This window comes from Pseudomonas sp. FG35 (assembly GCF_057809295.1).
Genome location: NZ_JBMDJR010000004.1, coordinates 239335 through 255479, shown reverse-complemented (window position 1 = coordinate 255479; position 16145 = coordinate 239335). Strand labels below are relative to the sequence as shown.

Below are 16145 nucleotides of genomic sequence, written 5' to 3'. Positions count from 1 at the left end.
GGGTCAATCCTTGCGGCTGAGAGGTTTATACTTCGCCCCCAATCTGCCATCACTGCGTTTCACAAAGGTTGCCTCAATGTCCATGCGTAACGATGCCCACGACGATTTCGACGATGTACCGAGCCTGCGCGCCGATACTCTCGATGACGACGATTTTCCAGCCACCGCCCGGACCACCGTGCATTCGCGCACGCCGCCGGCGGTCAAGGTCAAGGCCGCCAGCACCGGGCCGTTGTGGGCATTGGTCGGTGCATTGTTCTTCGCATTCATTGGTCTGGCCTGGTGGAGCTTCCAGCAGATTTCACTGATGGAGCAGCAACTGGTGGCGACCCAGGAAAGTTTCGCGCGCATCAGTGAGGAAGCGGCGGGGCGTTTGCAGGACATTTCCGGCAAGGTCGTGGCCAGCCAGACCAATGTCACCACCGACAGCGAAGCCCTGAAGCTGCAGATCAAACAGCTGCAAAGCGCCCTTCAGGATCAGAGCAAACAGCAGCAGGGCGTGGCCGGGCAGGCGACGGATCTGGACAAGCGTCTGGCGCAGATGACCGCCCAGGCCAGCGAACAGCAGAGCGCCAACACTCAGTTGCAAGCCCAGGTCAAAGCCCTGAGCGCCGAGCTGGCAACGCTGAAAAGCACGCCGGCCGACACCAGCAAGGTCGACGCCCAGCTCAAGAGCTTCGATGCACAGGTGAAGGGGTTCGATGCGCAGTTCAAGAGTCTCGGCGCGGACATCACGGCCCTGAAGAAACAAGGCAACCCGAGCGCCGCGATTGATCGTCTGGAACAGGAAATCGTTGTACTCAAGAGCGAACAGGACAACCGTCCGGCCGCTGCCCAGGGTGGCACCAACACCGCCGAATTCGACGCGTTCCGTGGGCAGATGACCCGCAACATCAATACTCTGCAAGCGCAGATCCAGAACCTGCAACAGCAACTCAACGCCCGTCCGTAAGCCTCTCGTGTGGCGAGGGAATCAACACCCTCGCCACAGCAACATTCAGAAGCCATCTGAATATCCATACATGCCTTCAGGCCGTCTACGCTCTTGAAACACCAACAAGAACGAGGGATGCGTCATGGGGTTTGTGCACAAGCTGGCCTGGCTCGGCGCGGTGCTGCTGTTGAGTTTCGGTCAGGCCAACGCGGCCATTACGGAAAAAGACGACAGCAAGGCCGCCATCGCCTTGCTGGAAAAGGCTCTGGCCTATTACCACGACAACGGCGACAAGGCGTTCGCGGCGTTCAGCCGCCAGGGCGAATTCGTCGACAAGGACCGTTACGTGTTCGTGGTCGACACCAAGGGCGTGATGCTCGCCAGCGGCGGGCCGTCGTCGGCATTGATCGGGCGCGACGTCAGCGAAGTGCTCGGGCCGGACTTGCAGAAGTCCTTCAAGGACGCCTTGAAAGTGCCGGAAGGCAACGGCATCCAGCAGGCCGAATACCGCTGGCAGAACTGGTCCGACGGCAAGGTCGAGCGCAAGCACGTTTACTATCAACGCATCGGTCAGCGGATTCTGGCGGTAGGTTATTACTTGCCGCGTGCGTCGGCGGAACAGGCGAAAGCGTTGCTCGACAAAGCGGCCACCGACCTGGCCAAAGACGAGAAGGGCACGCTGTCCGCGATCAACTCGCTCAAGGGCGGATACTTGCAGGATGACCTGTATGTGTTCGTGGTCAATCTCGACAACAAGCGCTACGTCGCCCACGGCACCAATCTGCGGTTGATCAACACCGATTTCGCCAAGGTCGATGACCCGGAAGGCAAACCGGTGGGCGAACCGATTCTGGCGCTGATTGGCAAACAGGATGAGGGCGAGTACGAGTACCGCTGGAAAAACCCGGTGACCGGCAAGGTCGAGGACAAGCATGCCTACCTGAAGAAGGTCGGGAACATGCTGGTGGCGGTCGGTTACTACAGTGCCTGATTCGTGAGCGCTCCCACGCAGCGCGTGGGAGCCATCGGCATCAATCAGCGGGCGCCGTGCTCACGGCCCCGCAGCAACCGGTTCGGCATCGCGATCGCCGCCGCCAGCCCAAGCAGCGAAACCGCCGCGCTGACCATCAGCAAATGCCGGAACGTCACCAGCAATTCGGCACGCAAGGCATTCTGCGCATCGCCGGGTGCCGCGTTCAGGCCATCGAGCAACACGTTGCCGGAATGCCCTTCGCTCATCAGCGAGCTGCCGGCCAGGTGCGCGAAACTGGAGTCCTGCAACAACGCCAGCAACAGCGCCGACATCAACGCTACGCCCACCGCGCCGCCCAGGGAGCGGAACAGGTTGGTGGTGCTGGTGGCGACGCCAATGTCCTTTTGCTCGACCGAGTTTTGGGTGCCGACCAGCGAGGTCGGGAACTGCATGCCGCCGGCGATCCCGCTGAGCAACATGAACAGGCTGCTGAGCAGCGTCGCATCGGGCGGGCTGAAGGCCATGCCGAGGATCGAGACCGGCATCAGCAGCGCGCCGGTCAGAATCTGCGGTTTGTAGCGCCCGGTGATCGAAGTACGACGTCCGGCGAAATACGCGCCGATCGGCAAACCCATCGCCAACGGCAGCAAGTGCAATGCCGCGCTGTCGGCCCCCGCGCCAGTCACGCTCTGAAAGCGCAGCGGCATCAGCACGATCAGGGAAATCGCCTGGAAGCTGCAAAAGAAAATCGTGCACCAGCACAGCAGCGCGCTGCGATTGGTGAACAAGTGCATCGGCAGCAACGGCTCCCGAGCACGTCGCTCATGCCAGACGAACACCGCCAACACTGCCATCGCGCAAGCGAACAGACCGAGCACTTCACTGCTGCGCCACGCATGGCCCTGGCCGACCTGAGTGATCGCCAGCAACAGTGCCGTCAGGCCGATGATCATCAACAGCGTGCCGAGATAATCGATGACTGGTTTGCGCTGCGGAATCGGCAGGCCGATCAGATTGCGTCGCGCCACCCAGTAAGCGCCAAGGCCCAGCGGCAGGTTGATCAGAAACACCCAGCGCCACGACAGGTACTCGGTCATGTAACCGCCGAGCACCGGGCCGGCCACACTGGCCACCGCGTACATGCTGGAGAAATAGCCCTGATAACGCCCGCGTTCGCGAGGTGGCACGATGTCGCCGATGATCGCCTGGCTCACCGAAATCATCCCGCCGGCGCCGATGCCCTGGAAAATCCGCGCCAGCACCAGTTGCTCCATGCTCTGGGCCATGCCGCAGAACAGCGAGGCGAGGGTGAACAGGCCCATGCCGAACAGCATCAGTTTGCGCCGCCCGTACAGGTCACCGAGCTTGCCGTAGATCGGCACCGCCACGGTCATCGCCACCATGTAGCCGGAAATCACCCATGCCAACAGGCTGACGTCCTTGAACTGGGCGGAGATGGCCGGCATGGAAACGGCGACGATGGTCTGGTCCAGCGCGCCGAGAAAGATCGCCATCATCAGCGCGACCAGCACGCTGCGAATGGCCGGTTTGGGCGTTTCGGGATGGTTGAGATTGGTCACGGGCAAAACCTGCGGGCAGTGAGGGTCCCGCAGATCGCCAGGCGAGCGGGGATGCTCGCCAGTGTAAGTCGGTAGGAAGCTATTCGATAGCCTCATAAGGAAGCCCGACGTAATTTTCTGCAATGGTTTTTTGGCCGGCCTCCGAGCTGACAAAGTAGTCCAGTTCCGAAGCACAGATCCGCTGACTGAAATCATCGTGCTCGTCGAAGCGGTGCAGCATCGAAGTCATCCACCATGAAAACCGCTCGGCTTTCCACACCCGGCGCAGGCAGATCTGCGAGTATTTCTCCAGCAACTCAGTGCGACCTTCGCGGTAGACCTTCAGCAGAATCCTGAATAACGTGCTGACGTCGCTGGCTGCCAGGTTCAAACCCTTGGCCCCGGTCGGCGGAACGATATGCGCCGCGTCGCCCACCAGAAACATCCGTCCGTACTGCATCGGTTCGACCACAAAACTGCGCAGCGGCGCGATGCTCTTTTCAATCGACGGACCGGTTACCAGCTTATGCGCCAGATCCTCCGGCAGACGATTGCGCAGTTCATCCCAGAAACGCTGATCCGACCAGTCGTCGACGTTTTCTTCGGCCGGCACTTGCAGGTAATAACGGGTGCGAGTCGCCGACCGCATGCTGCACAGGGCGAAGCCGCGCTCGTGGCGGGCGTAGACCAGTTCATCGTGAATCGGCGGCGTGTCGGCGAGAATCCCCAGCCAGCCGAACGGATAAACCCGTTCGAAGACTTTCAGGCAGTCCTCGGGAATCGACTGCCGGGCCACGCCGTGGAAACCGTCGCAACCGGCGATGTAGTCGCAATCGACGCGCCAGGTTTCGCCGTCCTTTTCGAAGGTCACATAAGCTTCGTCGCTTTTCACGTCACAGGGAACGACATGGCGGGCTTCGTAAATTGTCTGCCCACCGGTCTCCCGACGAGCGGCCATCAGGTCGCGGGTGACCTCGGTCTGGCCGTAGACCACCACGGTTTTTCCATCGGTCAGAGCTTCCAGATCAATGTGGATCCGGCGCCCGTCGAGGGCCAGTTCGAATCCACCGTGCACCAAACCTTCGGCGTCCATCCGCTGACCCACGCCAGCTTCGCGCAACAGCTCTACCATGCCCTGTTCAAGCACGCCGGCGCGGATTCGGCCGAGCACATAGTCAGGTGTCTGACGCTCCAGAATCAGGGTGTCGATGCCGGCGTTGTGCAGCAGTTGGCCGAGCAATAATCCGGACGGACCGGCGCCGATGATGGCGACTTGGGTTTTGAGCGTTTTCATTGTTTTTATGACTCGCAAGCTTCACGCGACAAACGCCGGTGAATGATTTTCAGGATTCGAGTGCTTGCATTTTTCCCTTGCGGGTCTGTCAATTGAAGGTGAAAACTGAGCCGATACCTGTACATTCTGCCAATCGGTGCGATTATCGCCCGCAAACCTCGAGGCCTGGATTGAAGTGATGAACAAGCCTGACCTGCCTTCGATTCCGGTGTTCAAGCTCTACGGTGAAAGCCTGGACTGGCCGACCCCTGACTTGCTGCACTGTGAAACCATTTCCAAACGCAGCCGCGAACACCATTGGGAAATCAAACCCCACCGCCACGCCGATTTGTGCCAGTTGCTCTTCGTATTCAAAGGTCAGGCAGAGCTTGAAATCGAAGGCCAACGCACGCAACTGAACGAAGCCGCGATCCAGATCCTGCCGCCGTTATCGGTGCATGGATTCCGTTTTTCCGAGGACGTCGAAGGATTCGTCGTCACCCTCGCTACACCATTGATCAACCATTTGCAGGCGCAACTGGGCAGCGCGGTGCAGGCCCTGGCCCAGGCCGAGAGTTATCCGGCGGGCAAGGACGCGGAGTACCTCAACAGTCTGTTTGCCGCGTTGCAGGCCGAGTACAACGGCCATCAACCGGCGCGGGAAATGCTCATGCATTCGCTGGTCAGCGTGATCATGGTCTGGGTCAGCCGTCAGGCGATCCGCCGTCACAACGCCACGCAACGGCCGCAACGCCAGCGCGAATACCTCAACGGATTCATTCAGCTGGTGGAAGAGACCTACCGCCAGCACGTCAAGGTCGAAGACCTGGCCCATCGCCTGGGGATTTCCGTCTCGCACCTCAACGGCACCTGCCGTGAACTGGCGGGGCAGCCGGCGTTGCAGATCATGCACGAGCGTCAATTGCTGGAAGCCAAGCGTCTGCTGACTTACACCAGCATGACGATTTACGAGATGTCCGAGGTGTTGGGGTTTTCCGATCCGACCAACTTCACGCGCCTGTTCCGGCGTCGGGTGGGGATCTCGCCAAAGGCGTTCCGCGACCGCTTGAAGGCCGAGCAGAACGACGACGCCTGACGTCCTGTGTTACCGCAGGGCGTTGAGGGTGGCGTTGTGAGGGATGCAGCGCTCGAAGTTGCAGCTCGCGTACTCACGGGGCAGTTGCCGCAACTGCTCCACGCGCCACGCCGCGGTGCCGTACAGCGCCAGCGTGGCCGCGCAGGTGATGAAAATCGCGAGGTATCTTCTTGTTCTGGTGTTCATGGCGTTGACCTCTGAACGAATACCCTTGGGTACTACTTTCAGCATAGGTCAGCGCCGTGGAGTTGCCAGCGGCTCTGTGAACGGCTTTACAGTCCGATATCCCACTGCGGGTTTTCGGGAAAACGCTGCACCAGAAAGTCCAGCATGCAGCGCAACGCCGCCGGCATGTGCTTGCGCGAGGCATACACGGCATAGATGCTCATCTGCCGGGGCTCGGCGTGGGGCAGCAGGCGCACCAGTTCGCCGCTGTGAATATGTGCCCCGGCCAGATAGGTCGGCAGCATCGCCACGCCGGCGCCGGCCAGGGTCGCGCGCAGCAGGGTGCTGGCCTCGTTGGCGCTGATGTTGCCCTGCACCGGCACCGAGACCGGTTCGCCATCCTCCTCGAAATGCCACAGGCTTTTGCCGAAATAGGAATGGGTCAGGCAGTTGTGCCGGCTCAGATCTTCAACCCGCTGCGGCTGCGGATGCTCCTGCAGATAGGCAGGTGCGGCGCAGACTACCGAGCGGCACACCGTCAGGCGCCGGGCGATCAGGTTGGGGTCGAGGTCGTTGCTGGTGCGGATCGCCAGGTCGATGCGCTCGTCCACCAGGTTCACGGTGCGATCGAGCATTTGCAGGTCGATGTTCACCCCCGGATAGGCTTTGACAAACGCCGCCATGGCATCGGCCAGTTGCGCCTGACCGAACGAGGTGCTGACGCTGATTCGCAGCAATCCTCGCGGGGCATCGGCAGGTTCGCTGACAGCGGCCTGCATGTCGCCGGACAGTTCCAGCATCTGCCGGCAGCGCGGCAGGATTTCGTTGCCGGCGGCGGTCAGGCTCAACTTGCGCGTGGTGCGGTGCATCAGGCGCGCGCCGACCCAGTCTTCCAGTTCCGCCAGATAGCGCGACACCACCGGCCGTGACAGGTCCAGGTGATCGGCCGCCGCCGACTGGCTGCCCAGATCCACTACCGTGACGAATACCCGCATTGCTTGGAGACGATCCATGATTTGCCCGCTTTCAGAAACAAACTATGTCCAAGCATCGCATTTTTTGTAACGAGTCTGGCAACTAAGCTTTGTCCCCATCGCCAAGCACGGCATACGAACAGCGGAGCAACCCATGATCGGCTTCACCACCCTCAAGCGCGTTTTACTGGCCACCGCCACCCTCGGCTTTGCTGCCCACGCAGCGGCCGCGAATCTGACCCTCGATGTCTACAACCCAGGCACCCATGCGATCTTCCCGGTGACTTCGGTGCTGGTCAGCGGCGAGAAAGACGCGATTCTGGTGGACGCCCAGTTCGGCAAGTCCCAGGCCGAGCAAGTGGTGGAAAAGATCCGCGCCAGCGGCAAGCAACTGACCACCATCTACATCAGCCACGGTGACCCGGATTACTACTTCGGTCTCGACACCCTGACCAAGGCCTTCCCGAATGCCAAGGTGCTGGCCTCGCAGCCGACCGTTGATCACATCAAGCAAACCGTCGACGGCAAACTGGCTTTCTGGGGTCCGAAAATGGGCGCCGACGTGCCGGCCAAAACCATCGTGCCGGGCGTGCTCAAAGGCGACACCCTCATGCTTGAAGGGCAGAAACTGCAGGTGGTCGGCCTGGACGGCAAGCAACCGAATCGTAGCTTCGTGTGGATTCCTTCGTTGAAAGCCGTGGTCGGTGGTGTGGTTGTCGCCGAGAACATTCACGTGTGGATGGCCGACACCCAGACCGCGCAATCCCACGCCGACTGGCTGCAAACCCTGCACTCGATCGAAACCCTGAAACCGAAAACCGTGGTGCCGGGTCACTACCTGGGTGACAGCGCCCGTTCGCTGGCAGCGGTGAAATTCACTGCCGACTACATCAAGGCATTCGATGCCGAAACGGCCAAGGCCAAGGACTCTGCCGCGCTGATCGCCGCGATGAAAAAACGCTACCCGACACTGGGCGAAGAAAGCTCGCTGGAGCTCAGCGCGAAAGTCGCCAAGGGCGAGATGAAGTGGTAACCCGATTCTGAAAAACGCAGCACTCTCAAGCCAACTGGAGAATGTCATGAGCAAGATCGCAATCATTGGTGCCACCGGCCGTGCCGGCAGCCAACTGCTGGAAGAAGCCCTGCGTCGCGGCCACAGCGTCACCGCCATCGCCCGGGATACCTCGAAGATCGGCGCCCGCGCCGGTGTGGTCAGTAAGAATGTCGACGTGCTGAATGCAGCCGCGCTGCAAGACGCCGTCGCCGGTCACGATGTGGTCATCAGCGCTGCGCATTTCGCCACGGTGCCTGCCAGCGCGCTGATCGGTCCGGTGAAACAGGCCGGGGTGAAACGTCTGCTGGTGGTCGGCGGTGCCGGCTCGCTGTTGCTGCCGGACGGCACCCGCGTGATCGACAGCGCTGGCTTCCCGGCCGAGTACAAGGCAGAGGCCAGCGCTGGCGCGGCGTTTCTTGAGGCCTTGCGTCAGGAGAAGGAACTGGACTGGACGTTCCTGTCGCCGTCGGCGCTGTTTGTCGAAGGCGAGCGCACCGGTAAATTCCGCGTGGGCAAGGATGACTTGCTGGTGAGTGCCGAAGGTCAGAGCTCGATCACCTTTGCCGATTACGCGATTGCGATGATCGACGAAGTGGAAACGCCGAAGCATTCGCGTCAGCGGTTTACTGTCGGTTATTGAGGGGTTGGGTGGTTTTCGGGATTTGTGTCTGATCCGAGAACTACCCCTCACCCTAACCCTCTCCCGGAGGGAGAGGGGACTGATCGTGGGATGCTTGTGAACTCCGCCGACTTGAACGGGGTGTATTGAATCCATAATCGCCCAGATTTTTCAGGTCGATGTATTACGTAAGACACTTCGGTCAGTTCCCTCTCCCCCTGGGAGAGGGTTAGGGTGAGGGCAAGGCGTCACCGCGTATGAGCCTGCTCCACCAACCACCCCATCAATTCCTGCAATTTCGCCGACGGCTCCGACGCCGGCGCCACGATGTAATAGCCCAATCCCGTCTTCACCTTCAGATCGAACGGCATCACCAGTCGCCCGGCGTTCAAGTCGTCGCCGATCAGTGACCAGTCGCCGATCGCCACCCCCGTCCCGTGGGACGCCATCGACATCGCCTGATCCAGCGTCTCGAAATGCTGACCGCTGGCGATATTGCTCAAGTGCAGTTCGGCGGCTTTGAGCCAGAGCGTCCAGTCGTCATCCGTATGAGTCGGGTGCAGCAGCAGATGCTGTTGCAGATCTGCCGGTGTATGCAGGGCCGGCCATCCGTTGAGCAGTGTCGGCGAACAGACCGGCGTCAGTTGTTCATCGAACAGATGCAGGGTCGCAGGCGAATCGTGGGGCGCGCTGCCGTAGATCACCGCCGCGTCGAACTGCTCGCGATGAAAGTCCACCCCGTGTTGCAACGACGCGGTGAGTTTCACCGGCACGTCCGGGCGCTCGCGCTGCCATTGCAGCAGGCGTGGCAACAACCAGCGCATCACGCAGCTCGGCGCCTTGAGTTGCAGGGTTTCGCGTTTGGCGCCGATCTGCTCCACCGAGTCGCCGATCAGGCTGAACACCTGCTGCACCCGTGGCAGCCATTCGCGACCTTCGGCCGTCAGCTCCAAACCCCGGGCCAGGCGAATGAACAGCTCATAACCCAGATGTTCCTCAAGCCCGGCGATCTGCCGGCTCACCGCGCCCTGGGTGATGTGCAACTGCTCGGCGGCCCGGGTGAAGTTGCAGCACTGCGCGGTGATCAGAAACGTATGCAGAGCGGGCAGGGGAGGCAGTCGTTTCATGTGGATCCAAGGTATGACGTGAGGACATGGCTAGTATGAGCTTTTATCGATTGTTGCGGCTACGGGTCGCCCGTTTCAATGAGGCCAATCACCGGTTCCTTTACAGCCCGGTGCCTCAACGAACAAGAAGGGCAAAGACATGGCGACGTGTGGCGAAGTACTGGTCAAGTTACTCGAAGATTATGGGGTCGAGCAGGTGTTCGGCATTCCCGGGGTGCATACCGTGGAGCTGTATCGCGGGCTGGCCCGTTCGAGCATCAACCACGTCACGCCGCGCCATGAACAGGGCGCCGGCTTCATGGCCGACGGCTACGCCCGCACCAGCGGCAAACCGGGTGTGTGCTTCATCATCACCGGCCCGGGCATGACCAACATCACCACCGCCATGGGCCAGGCGTACGCCGATTCGATCCCGATGCTGGTGATCTCCAGCGTGCAGTCGCGCAGCCAATTGGGCGGCGGTCGCGGCAAGCTGCATGAACTGCCGAACCAGAGCGCACTGGTCGGCGGCGTGGCGGCGTTCTCCCACACCCTGATGTCGGCGTCCGAATTGCCGGGTGTGCTGGCCCGTGCGTTTGCGCTGTTCCAGGCCGGGCGTCCGCGTCCGGTGCACATCGAAATCCCGCTGGACGTGCTGGTCGAAGAAGCCGACGAACTGCTGACCAGCGTGCCGGTCCACATCGACCGCGCCGGTGCTGCGCCGGCCGCCGTGAGCCGCATGACCGAACTGCTGGCCGGCGCCCGGCGTCCGCTGATCCTCGCCGGTGGCGGTGCCATCGATGCCGCTGCCGAACTCACCGAACTGGCTGAGCTGCTTGATGCACCAATGGCTCTGACCATCAACGCCAAAGGCATGCTGCCGTCCAGCCATCCGCTGTTGATCGGTTCGACTCAGAGCCTGGTGGCGACCCGTGCTCTGGTGGCCGATGCCGACGTGATCCTGGCGATCGGCACCGAGCTGGCGGAAACCGACTACGACGTGACCTTCGCCGGCGGTTTCGAAATCCCCGGCAAGCTGCTGCGTGTGGACATCGATCCCGACCAGACCGTGCGCAACTACCCGCCTCACGTGGCGCTGGTGGCCGACTCGCGCAATGCCGCACAAGCGTTGCTCAGCGCGCTGTCGCACAAACCGCTGGCCGAGCGCCGCAACGATTGGGGCCAGGTACGCGCCGCCCGTCTGCGTGAAGACCTGGCCGCGACCTGGGACGCGCCGACCCTGGCCCAGACCCGGTTCCTCGAAACCGTGCTGCACGAATTGCCGAACGCAGTGTTCGTCGGCGACTCCACGCAACCGGTGTACACCGGCAACCTGACGTTCAACCCGGAGCGTCCGCGCCGCTGGTTCAACTCGTCCACCGGTTACGGCACCCTCGGTTACGCCTTGCCGGCGGCGATTGGCGCATGGCTCGGCGGCTCTCTGGAACATGGCGCGCGTCCGCCAGTGGTGTGCCTGATCGGCGACGGCGGTCTGCAATTCACCCTGCCGGAACTGGCCAGCGCCGTGGAAGCGCGCACCCCGGTGATCATCCTGCTGTGGAATAACCAGGGTTACGAAGAGATCAAGAAATACATGGTCAACCGTGCCATCGAGCCGGTGGGTGTTGACATCTACACCCCGGACTTCATCGGCGTGGCCAAGGCCCTGGGTTGCGCGGCGCAAGCGATCAGCTCCGCTGAACATCTGCGCGGTGCACTGCGCGCCGCCACCGATCGTCAGGGCCCGACCCTGATTGAAATCGACCAGACCCAATGGATGAAGGCGGTGGCCCAATGATGAATTTCCCGACCACACTCGACGGCCTGTACATCAACGGCCAATGGTCCGCCGGCCGCGAACACCTGCGCGTCATCAATCCGGCCACCGAAGCGCTGTTGACCACGGTCAACGGCGGTGACGAACGCGCCGTCAATCAAGCGGTAACGGCGGCGACCGAAGCCTTCAAGGGCTGGTCGAAAACCACCGGTGCCGAGCGCGGCGCGATCCTGCGCAACATCGCCAATGGCGTGCGCAACGGCCGCGAACATTTGATGAACTTGCAGTCGAGCAACAACGGCAAACCGCAGTTCGAGGCGGGCATCGATGTCGACGACGTGATCGCCACGTTCGAGTACTACGCCGAACTCGCCGAAGGCCTCGACGCCAAACTCGACAGCAACGTGCCGCTGCCCAGCGACGATTTCAGCGCACGTCTGCGCCGCGAGCCGTGCGGTGTGGTCGGGCTGATCGTGCCGTGGAATTTCCCGATGGTCACCACCGCGTGGAAACTCGCGCCAGCTCTCGCCGCCGGTTGCTGCGTGGTGCTCAAACCGTCTGAAGTCACGCCGCTGCCGGAGCTGGAACTGGCGACCATCATCGCCGAATCCGGTCTGCCCAAAGGCGTGTTCAACCTGGTGTGTGGCACCGGTCTGGCGGTCGGTGCGCCGCTGTCGGCGGACCCGCGCATCGCCAAGGTTTCCTTCACCGGCAGCAACGCCGTCGGTGTGCAGGTGATGCAGCGCGCCGCTGAAACCGTGAAGGGCGTGAGCCTGGAACTGGGCGGCAAATCCTCGCTGCTGATTCTGGAAGATGCCGACCTGGATCTGGCGGTGGAGCTGGCCTGCGGTGGTGGTTTCTTCAACGCCGGGCAGATGTGCTCGGCCACCAGCCGGGTACTGGTCGCCGATGAACTGGCCGATGAATTCCTGATTCGTCTGAAGGCCCGCGCGGAAAAAATCCGTGTGGCCGATCCGTTCGATCCTGAAGTCGAGATGGGCGCGCTGGTCAATCAGGCGCAGTACCAACGCGTACTCGGCCACATTGACCGTGGCCTCAGTGCCGGGGCCAAGCTGATCTGTGGCGGCAACCGTCCTGCCGATCTGCCGCGCGGCTATTTCTTGCAGCCGACAATCTTCACCGAAGTGCCCCTCGACAGTGCGCTGTGGTGTGAAGAGATTTTCGGCCCGGTGATCTGCGTGCGCAGTTTTGCTACGGAAGCCGAGGCGATTGCCCTGGCCAACGACAGTCAGTTCGGGCTGGTCGCCAGCGTGGTCACGCGCAATGCCGAGACCGCGGATCGGGTCGCCAACGCCTTGCAGGCGGGGTTGGTGTGGCTCAACGCGCCTCAGGTGATCTTCCCGCAGACGGCGTGGGGCGGCTACAAACAGAGCAGCATCGGCCGCGAATTGGGGCCGTGGGGTCTGGCGGCATTTCAGGAAATCAAGCACGTGATCCGCGCGCTCTGAATGCCCGAAAAAGGTCAGCGCATGCCTCGCAACGAGGCATGCGCCGGCGTCATGGCTTCAATGAGTTTTTATCGATAGTCAGGTGTTTTGCACGACCTCAGGATGAACCCGCTGATCACGTTCAAGCCCTTTGAAATCGGGGGGTTGGGCGGTTCCGATCACGCACGGCAAGGGTTGCGGTCAATCTCATACTTACAAAAATAATGGGAGTCCTAAATGGGCGAGCACGATCTGAACAGGCGTCAATTCATCAAAACCGTCGGCGTGGCCTCGGTGGCTGCGGCGGCCATGAGCATGCCCTTCATCCGGGCCAGTGCCAGCGACACCCGTTTTGCCGGCAAGACCCTGCGCCTGTTGACCTGGTCCGATGACACGGGCCTGGCCGCACTGCGCAATATCGCGGCAACGTTCGAAGCCAAGACTGGCGCCAAAGTGATTGCCGACCGCACTGGCAGCACCTCGGAAATGGTCGCCAAACTCAAGGCCGGCGGTGATCGTCCGCAGTACGACATCATCACTCTGGCTGGCGTTGGCGCCGAAGGTCTGGCCGCTGCCGGGCTGCTGGAAAAACCCGACCTCAACCGCATTCCCAACCTGATCGATGTCCCGGAAAAATACCGCACCGGGGCCAACGGTCACGGCATCGGTTACCTGTTGTGGTGCAACAGTCTGGTCTACAGCACCCGCACTCAGAAGGAAGCGCCGGACAGTTACGCCGCGCTGTGGGACGCCGATCTGGCACCGAACATTTTCCTGCCACCGCCGAACTGGACCGAGGCGATGGACCTGATCATCATTGCCGCCAAACTGGCCGGTGGTGACGAGCACAACATCGAGCCGGGCTTCAAGAAACTCGCGGAGCTGAAAGACCGCGTGGTGACCCTGGGCGAAAACCCCAACCAGATCGCCGAGCTGTTCCGCACCGGCTCCCTGGACATGGGCGGCCTCTACGCCCCGGCGTTTTTCCCCAAGCAGATCCGCGACCCGAACTATGGCCTGGGCGCCACGTTCGGCATGAAAGAAGGTTTCTACACCGACCTGATGCTCTCGGTGATGCCGAAGAACCGTCCGGGCGACACCGACCTGGCCTACGCCTTCATCGATCACTCCCTCGACCCGCTGGTGCAGGGCAAGATGGCCGAAGACATCTTCAACGGTCCGGTCAACGCCAAGGCGATCATCTCCGCCGAAGCACGCAAGAGCCCGTTCATCCTCACGCCGGAGCAGATCGCGGAGAAGGCGATCATGCACGACAACGCCTTCCTGGCGACCGTGCATGACCAGTGGATTCGTCGCTACACGGAAATCTTTTCTTCCTGACGCCGACCTTCCGGGGCACCGCATGATCGGGGTGCCCGGGAGATTCGTTTTCCATTGACGAGATCATTGCTATGGAACATCAATCCCTGACCCAACCGGTCGGCGCGGGTGACGTGCGCCCGGCGCGCGGTGTTTCGCCGACGGCGCGGGCGTGGTTTTTCCTCACGCCGTCGATGCTGTTTCTCGGCGTGCTGATTGCCGCCAGCCTGCTGGTGCTGCGCATGAGCGTCGGCACCAAGGGCGCGGAGTGGTCCGGTTTCAGCCTGGCCAGTTACGCGCAGTTGCTTGAACCCTACTACCTCAAATCGTTGCTGCTGACCTTGCGTCTGGCGCTGATCAGCGCGGTGGTCGCGGTGGTGCTGGCGATCCCGGTGGCGTACACCATGTCGCGCCTGACCTCGCCATTCGTGCGGCGAATTTTTCTGGCGGCGGTGTTGTTGCCGCTGCTGGTCAACCTGCTGCTGCAAAGCTATGGCTGGCTGGTGATCCTCGGTCCCGGCGGCATGCTCAACCAGACCCTGATGGGCCTCGGTCTGATCAAGCGCCCGATCATGTTGCTGTACAACCAGAACGGCGTGCTGATGGGCCTGGTGCAGACCGCGTTTCCGCTCGCCGTGTTGCCGATTGCCAGCGCCATGCGCGGTGTCGCCCGCAGCTACGAAGAAGCTGCCGCGACCCTCGGCGCCAGTCGTTTTCAGGTGTTCCGCCAAGTGGTGTTGCCGATGAGTCTGCCAGGCATCATCACCGGCGCGACCCTGGTGTTCGCTTACAACGCCAGCAGCTTCGTGGTGCCGCTGTTGCTCGGCGGTCGGCGCGTGCCGATGCTCGCGGTGATGGTGCATGACCAGATCGCCCCGCTGATGAACTGGCCTGCCGCGTCCGCCGCCGGGGTGGTGCTGATCGTCACTACGCTCGCCATCATGACCTTGTCCGAATACATCACCGGCCGCCGTCGCCGTCTGCTGGAGGCTTCGCAATGAGTGCCCTGATCAAGAAGCGTCAGTCGCTGTTGCCGGGCGACACCGGCAAGTTCGCCGGCATCCTGTCCGGGATCATTTTGTTCCTGGCCGTGTTGCCGATCCTGACCATGATCGTGATGTCGTTCAGCGGCGCGTCGAACCTCGACTTCCCGCCGAGCAGCTACAGCCTGCAGTGGTACAAGGCGGCGTGGCACACCTTCGTCTCGCCGGATGCCAGCGATGTGCTGAGCCTCGGCCAGGCCATGGGCACCAGTTTGCTGGTGTCGTGCCTGACGATGATTTTCGCCACGCTGATCGCGGTGCCGGCCGCCTACGCGCTGACCCGCTGCGAGTTCCGTGGCAAGGGCGTGGCGCTGCAATTGATGTCGCTACCGCTGGTGTTCCCGATGGTGGTGCTGGGGCTGGCCTTGCTGCTGGTGTTCGACAGCCTGCCGTTCCACATGACCACCTCGCGGCTGGTGATCGCCCACGTGATTCTGGCGCTGCCGTTCGTGGTGAAGAACTGCACGGCTGCGATGCTTTCGATCGGCAGCGAAGTCGAAGAGGCTGCGCAGATGCTCGGCGCTTCGCCGCTGCGGGCCATTGTCGACGTGGTGGTGCCGCTGATGAAATCGGGGATTCTGGCGGGGATGCTGCTGGCGTTCATCGTCTCGTTCAACGAATTCACCGTGACCTATTTTCTCTACACCATCGACGTCATGACCGTGCCGATCTGGATGTACAGCCGCACCGTGTCATCGCTCGACCCTACCGTGTTCTCGTTTGCCGTGCTGATCGTGCTGATCGACTTCGTCCTGATCTGGGCGCTGGAGAAGCTGGTCGGTGAGGGTGGCGTTTCGTTTTGAT

The 16145-nt window shown here is 61.9% G+C and carries 15 protein-coding genes; 10 read left to right on the top strand and 5 right to left on the bottom strand.

The window, feature by feature from the left end; genetic code table 11:
• The first annotated feature begins 76 nt into the window (after positions 1 to 76).
• Positions 77 to 952 (top strand): ATPase, encoded by an 876-nt coding sequence (locus tag ACODTD_RS10225; protein WP_201816331.1) that lies wholly within the window; start codon positions 77 to 79, stop codon positions 950 to 952.
• A gap of 124 nt (positions 953 to 1076) precedes the next feature.
• Complete coding sequence (locus ACODTD_RS10220; protein WP_011335705.1) at positions 1077 to 1925, top strand: cache domain-containing protein; 849 nt, start codon at positions 1077 to 1079, stop codon at positions 1923 to 1925.
• Positions 1926 to 1969: 44 nt separating this feature from the next.
• On the opposite strand, the gene ACODTD_RS10215 is transcribed toward ACODTD_RS10220, so the two are convergent.
• Together ACODTD_RS10215 and pobA are read right to left on the bottom strand one after the other, a co-directional pair.
• On the bottom strand, positions 1970 to 3487 hold the full coding sequence (locus tag ACODTD_RS10215) for an MDR family MFS transporter (RefSeq protein WP_221615298.1): 1518 nt from the start codon (positions 3485 to 3487) through the stop codon (positions 1970 to 1972).
• 79 nt (positions 3488 to 3566) lie between these two features.
• On the bottom strand, positions 3567 to 4760 hold the full coding sequence (gene pobA / locus ACODTD_RS10210) for a 4-hydroxybenzoate 3-monooxygenase (RefSeq protein WP_221615299.1): 1194 nt from the start codon (positions 4758 to 4760) through the stop codon (positions 3567 to 3569).
• Between the two features lie 178 nt (positions 4761 to 4938).
• Here pobA and ACODTD_RS10205 point away from each other — a divergent pair, with 178 nt between their 5' ends.
• Positions 4939 to 5835 carry a helix-turn-helix domain-containing protein gene (locus ACODTD_RS10205; protein ID WP_011335702.1) on the top strand — a complete coding sequence of 299 codons (897 nt, stop codon included), beginning with the start codon at positions 4939 to 4941 and terminating at the stop codon, positions 5833 to 5835.
• A gap of 9 nt (positions 5836 to 5844) precedes the next feature.
• On the opposite strand, the gene ACODTD_RS10200 is transcribed toward ACODTD_RS10205, so the two are convergent.
• Positions 5845 to 6021 (bottom strand): hypothetical protein, encoded by a 177-nt coding sequence (locus tag ACODTD_RS10200; protein ID WP_007953274.1) that lies wholly within the window; start codon positions 6019 to 6021, stop codon positions 5845 to 5847.
• A gap of 86 nt (positions 6022 to 6107) precedes the next feature.
• Positions 6108 to 7013, bottom strand: a complete 906-nt coding sequence (locus tag ACODTD_RS10195) for a LysR family transcriptional regulator (RefSeq protein ID WP_201816327.1) — start codon at positions 7011 to 7013, stop codon at positions 6108 to 6110.
• Between the two features lie 115 nt (positions 7014 to 7128).
• Here ACODTD_RS10195 and ACODTD_RS10190 point away from each other — a divergent pair, with 115 nt between their 5' ends.
• Both ACODTD_RS10190 and ACODTD_RS10185 read left to right on the top strand, forming a co-directional pair.
• Positions 7129 to 8007: an MBL fold metallo-hydrolase gene (locus ACODTD_RS10190; RefSeq protein WP_201816325.1), complete on the top strand. Its 879-nt coding sequence runs from the start codon at positions 7129 to 7131 to the stop codon at positions 8005 to 8007.
• 46 nt (positions 8008 to 8053) lie between these two features.
• Positions 8054 to 8668: an NAD(P)-dependent oxidoreductase gene (locus ACODTD_RS10185; protein WP_285354186.1), complete on the top strand. Its 615-nt coding sequence runs from the start codon at positions 8054 to 8056 to the stop codon at positions 8666 to 8668.
• Between the two features lie 227 nt (positions 8669 to 8895).
• Here ACODTD_RS10185 and ACODTD_RS10180 read toward each other — a convergent pair whose 3' ends face one another.
• Positions 8896 to 9774, bottom strand: coding sequence for a LysR substrate-binding domain-containing protein (locus ACODTD_RS10180; RefSeq protein ID WP_201816323.1), 879 nt, complete (start codon positions 9772 to 9774; stop codon positions 8896 to 8898).
• A gap of 139 nt (positions 9775 to 9913) precedes the next feature.
• Between ACODTD_RS10180 and ACODTD_RS10175 the strand changes: the two genes are divergently transcribed.
• From ACODTD_RS10175 to ACODTD_RS10155, 5 genes are all read left to right on the top strand, one after another.
• Positions 9914 to 11551 (top strand): 5-guanidino-2-oxopentanoate decarboxylase, encoded by a 1638-nt coding sequence (locus ACODTD_RS10175; RefSeq protein ID WP_201816320.1) that lies wholly within the window; start codon positions 9914 to 9916, stop codon positions 11549 to 11551.
• Entirely contained in the window at positions 11551 to 12999 is a 1449-nt protein-coding gene (locus ACODTD_RS10170; protein WP_201816318.1) for an aldehyde dehydrogenase family protein, read from the top strand. The genes ACODTD_RS10175 and ACODTD_RS10170 overlap by 1 nt, the downstream gene beginning before the upstream one ends.
• Positions 13000 to 13215: 216 nt before the next feature.
• On the top strand, positions 13216 to 14319 hold the full coding sequence (locus ACODTD_RS10165; protein ID WP_011335694.1) for an ABC transporter substrate-binding protein: 1104 nt from the start codon (positions 13216 to 13218) through the stop codon (positions 14317 to 14319).
• A gap of 71 nt (positions 14320 to 14390) precedes the next feature.
• Entirely contained in the window at positions 14391 to 15299 is a 909-nt protein-coding gene (locus ACODTD_RS10160; protein WP_201816315.1) for an ABC transporter permease, read from the top strand.
• Entirely contained in the window at positions 15296 to 16144 is an 849-nt protein-coding gene (locus ACODTD_RS10155; RefSeq protein ID WP_007960165.1) for an ABC transporter permease, read from the top strand. The genes ACODTD_RS10160 and ACODTD_RS10155 overlap by 4 nt, the downstream gene beginning before the upstream one ends.
• Position 16145 lies beyond the last annotated feature (1 nt).

What these genes read in the sequence shown, in the direction of transcription:
- ACODTD_RS10185 (WP_285354186.1), top strand. Translation starts at nt 8,054, where the DNA reads ATGAGCAAGATCGCAATCATTGGTGCCACCGGCCGTGCCGGCAGCCAA.
- ACODTD_RS10195 (WP_201816327.1), bottom strand. Translation starts at nt 7,013, where the DNA reads ATGGATCGTCTCCAAGCAATGCGGGTATTCGTCACGGTAGTGGATCTG.
- ACODTD_RS10190 (WP_201816325.1), top strand. Translation starts at nt 7,129, where the DNA reads ATGATCGGCTTCACCACCCTCAAGCGCGTTTTACTGGCCACCGCCACC.
- ACODTD_RS10170 (WP_201816318.1), top strand. Translation starts at nt 11,551, where the DNA reads ATGAATTTCCCGACCACACTCGACGGCCTGTACATCAACGGCCAATGG.
- ACODTD_RS10160 (WP_201816315.1), top strand. Translation starts at nt 14,391, where the DNA reads ATGGAACATCAATCCCTGACCCAACCGGTCGGCGCGGGTGACGTGCGC.
- ACODTD_RS10180 (WP_201816323.1), bottom strand. Translation starts at nt 9,774, where the DNA reads ATGAAACGACTGCCTCCCCTGCCCGCTCTGCATACGTTTCTGATCACC.
- ACODTD_RS10175 (WP_201816320.1), top strand. Translation starts at nt 9,914, where the DNA reads ATGGCGACGTGTGGCGAAGTACTGGTCAAGTTACTCGAAGATTATGGG.
- ACODTD_RS10155 (WP_007960165.1), top strand. Translation starts at nt 15,296, where the DNA reads ATGAGTGCCCTGATCAAGAAGCGTCAGTCGCTGTTGCCGGGCGACACC.
- ACODTD_RS10225 (WP_201816331.1), top strand. Translation starts at nt 77, where the DNA reads ATGTCCATGCGTAACGATGCCCACGACGATTTCGACGATGTACCGAGC.
- ACODTD_RS10220 (WP_011335705.1), top strand. Translation starts at nt 1,077, where the DNA reads ATGGGGTTTGTGCACAAGCTGGCCTGGCTCGGCGCGGTGCTGCTGTTG.
- ACODTD_RS10200 (WP_007953274.1), bottom strand. Translation starts at nt 6,021, where the DNA reads ATGAACACCAGAACAAGAAGATACCTCGCGATTTTCATCACCTGCGCG.
- ACODTD_RS10205 (WP_011335702.1), top strand. Translation starts at nt 4,939, where the DNA reads ATGAACAAGCCTGACCTGCCTTCGATTCCGGTGTTCAAGCTCTACGGT.
- ACODTD_RS10165 (WP_011335694.1), top strand. Translation starts at nt 13,216, where the DNA reads ATGGGCGAGCACGATCTGAACAGGCGTCAATTCATCAAAACCGTCGGC.
- pobA (WP_221615299.1), bottom strand. Translation starts at nt 4,760, where the DNA reads ATGAAAACGCTCAAAACCCAAGTCGCCATCATCGGCGCCGGTCCGTCC.